The organism is Stutzerimonas stutzeri, from assembly GCF_024448955.1.
Classification (GTDB): domain Bacteria; phylum Pseudomonadota; class Gammaproteobacteria; order Pseudomonadales; family Pseudomonadaceae; genus Stutzerimonas; species Stutzerimonas stutzeri_AQ.
On record NZ_JAMOIH010000019.1, the window covers coordinates 84,490 to 91,007 of the forward strand.

4 protein-coding genes and 2 tRNA genes are annotated in these 6,518 nt (G+C 60.8%); 3 read left to right on the forward strand and 3 right to left on the reverse strand.

The window, feature by feature from the left end; genetic code table 11:
* Window positions 1–11: 11 nt before the first annotated feature.
* From tsaA to NA645_RS18420, 3 genes are all read right to left on the reverse strand, one after another.
* Window positions 12–710, reverse strand: coding sequence for a tRNA (N6-threonylcarbamoyladenosine(37)-N6)-methyltransferase TrmO (gene tsaA, locus NA645_RS18410; protein ID WP_256050174.1), 699 nt, complete (start codon window positions 708–710; stop codon window positions 12–14).
* 180 nt (window positions 711–890) lie between these two features.
* Window positions 891–966, reverse strand: a tRNA-Asn gene (locus tag NA645_RS18415).
* A gap of 52 nt (window positions 967–1,018) precedes the next feature.
* The gene (locus tag NA645_RS18420) at window positions 1,019–2,215 is read right to left on the reverse strand and encodes an amino acid aminotransferase (protein ID WP_256050175.1); all 1,197 of its coding nucleotides are present in this window, start codon (window positions 2,213–2,215) and stop codon (window positions 1,019–1,021) included.
* Window positions 2,216–2,455: 240 nt separating this feature from the next.
* Here NA645_RS18420 and uvrB point away from each other — a divergent pair, with 240 nt between their 5' ends.
* The 3 genes from uvrB (at window position 2,456) to NA645_RS18435 (ending at window position 6,461) form a co-directional block, all read left to right on the forward strand.
* Window positions 2,456–4,471 carry an excinuclease ABC subunit UvrB gene (uvrB, locus tag NA645_RS18425; protein WP_256050176.1) on the forward strand — a complete coding sequence of 672 codons (2,016 nt, stop codon included), beginning with the start codon at window positions 2,456–2,458 and terminating at the stop codon, window positions 4,469–4,471.
* A 227-nt stretch (window positions 4,472–4,698) separates the two neighbouring features.
* Window positions 4,699–6,180: a glutamate--tRNA ligase gene (gene gltX / locus NA645_RS18430; RefSeq protein ID WP_256050177.1), complete on the forward strand. Its 1,482-nt coding sequence runs from the start codon at window positions 4,699–4,701 to the stop codon at window positions 6,178–6,180.
* 205 nt (window positions 6,181–6,385) lie between these two features.
* Window positions 6,386–6,461, forward strand: a tRNA-Ala gene (locus tag NA645_RS18435).
* The last annotated feature ends 57 nt before the right edge of the window (window positions 6,462–6,518 follow it).

Genomic DNA, 6,518 nt, shown 5'->3' on the forward strand with positions numbered 1-6,518 from the left:
GTCGGGGCAACCTAGTGCGGTACCCGGGTCACCTCCAGCACGGTGATGGATGCTGGATCAGGGTAGTGCCAGCGCACATCGACATCCCACAGGCGCGTGCCGTAACGACGCGTCGGTAATGGCGTCTGATAAGCCGGTCGCGGGTCCTGCGCCAGGCATTGTTCGATCAATTCCTGCAGCGGCTCGCCCAACCGTAGGGCTTCGCTACGGGCCTGTTGCAGACTCGCCTCGGTCCAGCGCACGGTTATCGGCTCCGGCGCATCGGCCGCCAAGCCGTTGTACGCATTGGTGATTGCATCGGCATACGGCACGTAAGGTTTGATATCCAGCACTGGCGTGCCGTCCAGCAGATCGATTCCCGACAGCTGAAGACGGCCAGGTGCGATCCCGTCCAGCCTGACCACTGATTGTCCAATCCCATTCGGGCGGTGCGTCGCGCGGGTCGAGAAGACGCCCACCATTCGATTCCCACCCAGTCGCGGCGGGCGTACCCGTAGACGTGGCTCGGCTTCCAGCGCTTGATGGAAAAGGAATAGCAGCCAGACGTGACTGACCTGTTCGAGGCCTTCGAGCGCATGGGCCTGGTCGAATGGCGGCAGCAACTCGAGAATGCCACGTGCGGCAGGCGCCAGTTGTGGTTGCCGCGGAATGGCGAATTTTTCCTTGAAGCAGGAGCGGACGAAACCAATGGGTGATACGGAATAGGACATACGCGTGCTGTATGCGATGAGGGAGGTCGCCATCTTACCTGCTATAGCAGGGCGGGACGCTCGAGAGCGCGTTGTTACGCGGCCCCGAAGGGGTGAGGCTTGCCGAATAACCTGAGACGTAGTCCCTGGTGAGAGTCAGCAGACAATAAAAAACCCAGCGCTTAGGCTGGGTTTTAAATGTGGCTCCGCGACCTGGACTCGAACCAGGGACCCAATGATTAACAGTCATTTGCTCTACCGACTGAGCTATCGCGGAACTGCGGTGCGTATCCTACTGTTTATAAAAGGGAAGTCAACCCTGTGTCGGCTCAGATCACCTGCACGATGGCGTCGGTGACGTGGTCCAGGTTGTTGTGGTTCAGCGCGGCCGCGCAGATGCGTCCGGTGCCGATGGCGTAGACGCCGAACTCGACGCGCAGGCGCTCGACCTGGGCGGCAGTCAGCCCGGAGTAGGAGAACATGCCGCGTTGCTTGGCGACGAAGCTGAAGTCCTGTTTGGCGCCTTTCTCGGCCAACTGGCGGACCATGGTCAGGCGCATTTCGCGAATGCGGGTGCGCATCTCGCCTAGCTCGGCTTCCCACATGGCACGCAGTTCCGCGTTGTTGAGCACGGCGGAAACCACGGTGGCGCCGTGAGTCGGCGGGTTGGAGTAGTTGGTGCGAATCACGCGCTTGATTTGTGACAGCACGCGGGCCGACTCTTCGCGGCTCTGGGTGACCATCGACAGCGCGCCGACGCGTTCGCCATACAGCGAGAAGGACTTGGAGAACGAGCTAGAGACGAAGAAGGTCATGCCGGATTCGGCGAACAGGCGCACGGCGGCGGCGTCTTCTTCGATGCCGTCACCGAAGCCCTGGTAGGCGATGTCGATGAAGGGCACATGATCCTTGGTACGCAGTACTTCCAGTACCTGCTTCCAGTCTTCGGGCAGCAGGTCGACGCCGGTGGGGTTGTGGCAGCAGGCGTGCAGCACGACGATGGAGCGGGGCGGAAGATTCTTCAGATCTTCGAGCATGGCTGCGCGGTCGACGCCATGAGTGGCGGCATCGTAATAGGCGTAGTTCTGTACGGCGAAACCGGCGGATTCGAACAGGGCGCGATGATTTTCCCAGCTGGGGTTGCTGATGGCGACCACAGCGTCTGGCAGGATGCGCTTGAGGAAATCGGCACCGATCTTCAGCGCGCCGGTGCCGCCCAGGGCTTGGCTGGTCACTACGCGGCCGTCGGCCACCAGCGCCGAATCCGCGCCGAACAGCAGTCCCTGAACCGCCATGTCATAGCTGGCGATCCCTTCGATGGGCAGGTAACCGCGCGGTGCGTTCAGCTCCAGACGTGCCATTTCCGCTGCGGCGACCGCGCGCAGCAGGGGAATGCGGCCTTCTTCGTTGTAATAGACGCCAACTCCCAGGTTGACCTTGTTCAGCCGCGTGTCGGCGTTGAAGGCTTCATTGAGGCCGAGAATCGGATCGCGCGGCGCCATTTCGACAGCAGAGAACAAACTCATGGTGGGGAGGCTCGAAGAGAAGAAGGTGAGTGATACAGCACCCTCGCTTCGCGCTGAGGGCGGTGCGCAAACGGGGCAGGAGTATAGCCGCACCGGTCCTCGGTCGCGAGATGCCGGGGCGGTTTTTCTGACAGAATTGGCCGCCCTTTGATGCGCAGGGTGCCGCCAGGCATCGCTACCGAACAGCGCTTGAAATGTCACAATCGGCGCTCCAGCCGGTCCGCAACTCCAGAGGTCGTTATGTCGCAATTTGAACTGGTCACCCGTTTCAAGCCCGCCGGTGATCAGCCCGAAGCCATTCGGCAGATGATCGAGGGCATCGAGGCCGGGTTGTCGCATCAGACGCTGCTGGGCGTGACGGGCTCGGGCAAAACCTTCAGCATCGCCAACGTGATCGCTCATGTGCAGCGCCCGACGCTGGTGCTGGCGCCGAACAAGACGCTGGCGGCGCAGCTCTATGGCGAGTTCAAGGCGTTCTTCCCGCGCAACGCGGTGGAGTATTTCGTTTCCTACTACGACTACTACCAGCCCGAGGCCTATGTGCCGTCGTCCGACACCTTCATCGAGAAGGACGCCTCGATCAACGACCATATCGAGCAGATGCGCCTGTCGGCGACCAAGGCGCTGCTGGAGCGTAAGGACGCCATCATCGTCACCACGGTTTCCTGCATCTACGGCCTGGGCGATCCGCAGTCGTATCTGAAAATGGTGCTGCACGTGGACCGCGGCGACCGGCTCGATCAGCGTGAGTTGTTGCGTCGTCTGACCGGTCTGCAATATACCCGCAACGATATGGATTTCGCCCGTGCGACCTTCCGCGTGCGCGGTGACGTAATTGATATCTTCCCAGCCGAATCCGACCTGGAAGCGGTGCGCATCGAGCTGTTCGATGACGAGGTTGAAAGCCTCTCGGCCTTTGACCCGCTGACCGGGGAGGTCATTCGCAAGCTGCCGCGTTTCACCTTCTACCCCAAAAGCCACTACGTGACGCCGCGCGAAACCCTGTTGGAAGCGGTGGAAAAGATAAAGGTGGAGCTCAAGGACCGGCTCGACTACCTGCGCAGCCAGAACAAGCTGGTGGAGGCGCAGCGCCTGGAGCAGCGTACCCGCTTCGATCTGGAAATGATCATGGAGCTGGGTTACTGCAACGGCATCGAAAACTACTCGCGCTATCTCTCGGGGCGCGAAAGCGGTGAAGCGCCGCCAACGCTGTACGACTATTTGCCGGCCGATGCGCTGCTGGTGATCGACGAATCTCACGTCAGCGTGCCGCAGGTCGGCGCCATGTACAAAGGCGACCGTTCGCGCAAGGAAACCCTGGTGGAGTACGGCTTCCGCCTGCCATCGGCGTTAGATAACCGGCCCATGCGCTTCGATGAGTGGGAGGCGATCAGCCCACAAACTATCTTCGTTTCGGCCACGCCGGGCCCTTACGAAGCTGAGCATGCTGGGCGTGTGGTCGAGCAGGTGGTGAGGCCTACGGGGCTGGTCGATCCGCAAATCGAAATACGACCGGCGCTGACTCAGGTCGATGATTTGCTGTCGGAGATCACCAAGTGCGTGGCCAAGGAAGAGCGCGTGCTGGTTACCACGCTGACCAAGCGCATGGCGGAGGATCTGACCGACTACCTCGGCGATCATGGTGTGCGGGTGCGCTATCTGCACTCGGATATCGACACCGTGGAGCGGGTCGAGATCATTCGTGACCTGCGCCTGGGTGTGTTCGACGTGCTAGTGGGCATCAACCTGCTGCGTGAGGGGCTGGACATGCCCGAGGTGTCGCTGGTGGCGATTCTTGATGCGGACAAAGAAGGCTTTCTGCGTTCCGAACGTTCGCTGATCCAGACCATCGGCCGTGCGGCGCGCAACCTCAACGGCCGGGCGATTCTCTACGCCGACAACGTGACCGGCTCGATGCAGCGCGCCATCGATGAAACCGAACGTCGGCGCAACAAGCAGATCGCCTTCAACGAGGCTCACGGCATCGTGCCCAAGGGTGTTTTCAAGGATGTGCAGGACATTCTCGAAGGGGCTACCGTGCCGGGCTCGCGTAGCAAGAAGCGCCGCGGCGAGGCCAAGGCGGCGGAGGAGGCGGCGCGTTACGAAAACGAGCTGCGTTCGCCTAGCGAGATCACCAAGCGCATTCGACAGCTGGAAGAAAAGATGCTTGCCTACGCACGCGACCTGGAGTTCGAGGCCGCCGCGCAGACGCGAGACGAGATACACAAGCTGCGTGAGCGGTTGCTGCAGGTGTAGGGCGAGAGCTTGGAAGTTGCAACGGTCGCAACGCGCGGCCAAGTAGTTGCATTAGCCGACGGTGTATTCCGGCGGTCACGGATCAAGCTTCATGTGTGCAGGCGGATGTGGCCAATTCGCGGTAAACGACGGAAGCGCCTTCGGCGATTCCGTCCTACGAACTGGAGCGTCTTACGGCGTGCCTGTTACCATTCATCCCTTCGATTTACGTTCGTTCGAGATCTTTCATGACCACCGTTCGCACCCGCATCGCGCCATCTCCCACTGGCGACCCGCACGTCGGTACTGCCTATATCGCGTTGTTCAACCTCTGCTTCGCCCGCCAGCATGGTGGTCAGTTCATTCTGCGTATCGAGGATACTGATCAGCTGCGCTCGACCCGTGAATCCGAACAGCAGATCTACGATGCGTTGCGCTGGCTGGGTATCGAGTGGGACGAGGGCCCCGATGTCGGTGGCCCGCATGGGCCGTATCGGCAGAGCGAGCGCGGCGAGATCTACAAGAAGTATTCGGACGAACTGGTCGGCAAAGGTCATGCCTTCCCTTGCTTCTGCAGCGCCGAGCGCCTCGACCAGGTGCGCGCCGAGCAGATGGCCAATAAAGAAACTCCGCGCTACGACGGTCATTGCATGCATATCGCCCCGGCCGAGGCGCAGCAGCGCATCGTCGCTGGCGAGTCCCACGTGATCCGCATGAAGGTGCCCAGCGAAGGCGTCTGCCAGGTGCAGGACATGCTGCGTGGCACCGTCGAGATTGGCTGGGACCGCATGGATATGCAGGTGCTGATGAAGGCCGATGGCCTGCCGACCTATTTCCTCGCCAACGTTGTCGATGACCACCTGATGGGCATCACCCACGTGCTGCGCGGCGAGGAATGGCTGCCGTCGGCACCCAAGCTGATCAAACTCTACGAATACTTCGGCTGGAAGCAGCCGCAGCTATGCTACATGCCGCTGCTGCGCAATCCGGACAAGAGCAAGCTGTCCAAGCGCAAGAACCCTACCTCGGTCACCTTCTACGAGCGCATGGGCTTTATGCCCGAGGCGATGCTCAACTATCTCGGCCGCATGGGCTGGTCGATGCCCGACGAGCGCGAGAAATTCACCCTGGCGGAAATGATCGAGCACTTCGACATCAACCGCGTGTCTCTGGGCGGGCCGATCTTCGATGTGGAGAAACTGTCCTGGCTCAATGGTCAGTGGATACGCGAGTTGAGCGTAGAGGCCTTCGCCAGCCAGGTGCAGCAATGGGCGCTGAACCCCGAGTACCTAATGAAGATCGCACCGCACGTGCAGGGCAGGGTGGAGACCTTCAGCCAGATCGCGCCGCTGGCCGGTTTCTTCTTCTCTGGTGCGCTGAACCTTGATCCGTCGCTATTCGCTCACAAGAAGCTGGACGAAACCCGGGTGCGCCAAGTGTTGCAACTGACGCTCTGGAAGCTCGAAGCGCTGCGCCAGTGGGACAAGGAGCGCATCACCGAGGTCATCCAGGCGGTCGCTGCGCACCTGGAACTGAAGCTGCGCGACGTGATGCCGCTGATGTTCGCCTCGATCACCGGCCAAGCCAGTTCGGTCTCGGTGCTCGACGCCATGGAAATCCTCGGGCCTGACCTGACGCGCTTCCGCCTGCGCCAAGCGCTGGAGTTGCTTGGTGGGGCGTCGAAGAAAGAAGTGAAGGAGTGGGAGAAGCTGTTGGCGGCGATTGATTGAGCGGTTTTAACGCTTCGTGAACTAGCCGGCACCTGCGGTAGGCAGCACAGCTTTCTGTGGGAGCGAGCTTGCTCGCAAAAAATTTGAGATGCGCCATCCGTCGGCGGTAAGTAATTGTTCTCATGTCGAATTTCTTCGTCGAACAGTTAAAAATTTCGTTGACACTGTGCAGGGCCGCCCCTAATATGCGCCCCGTCCTCGAGATGGGGCTATAGCTCAGCTGGGAGAGCGCTTGCATGGCATGCAAGAGGTCGACGGTTCGATCCCGTCTAGCTCCACCAATCTCGGACAATGATTGCCACCGACACGCCAAACAGCGGGTCGCGTCAGAAGGTTTT

Coding starts and splice junctions, on each gene's coding strand:
- tsaA (WP_256050174.1), bottom strand. CDS start 710: ATGTCCTATTCCGTATCACCCATTGGTTTCGTCCGCTCCTGCTTCAAG.
- NA645_RS18420 (WP_256050175.1), bottom strand. CDS start 2,215: ATGAGTTTGTTCTCTGCTGTCGAAATGGCGCCGCGCGATCCGATTCTC.
- uvrB (WP_256050176.1), top strand. CDS start 2,456: ATGTCGCAATTTGAACTGGTCACCCGTTTCAAGCCCGCCGGTGATCAG.
- gltX (WP_256050177.1), top strand. CDS start 4,699: ATGACCACCGTTCGCACCCGCATCGCGCCATCTCCCACTGGCGACCCG.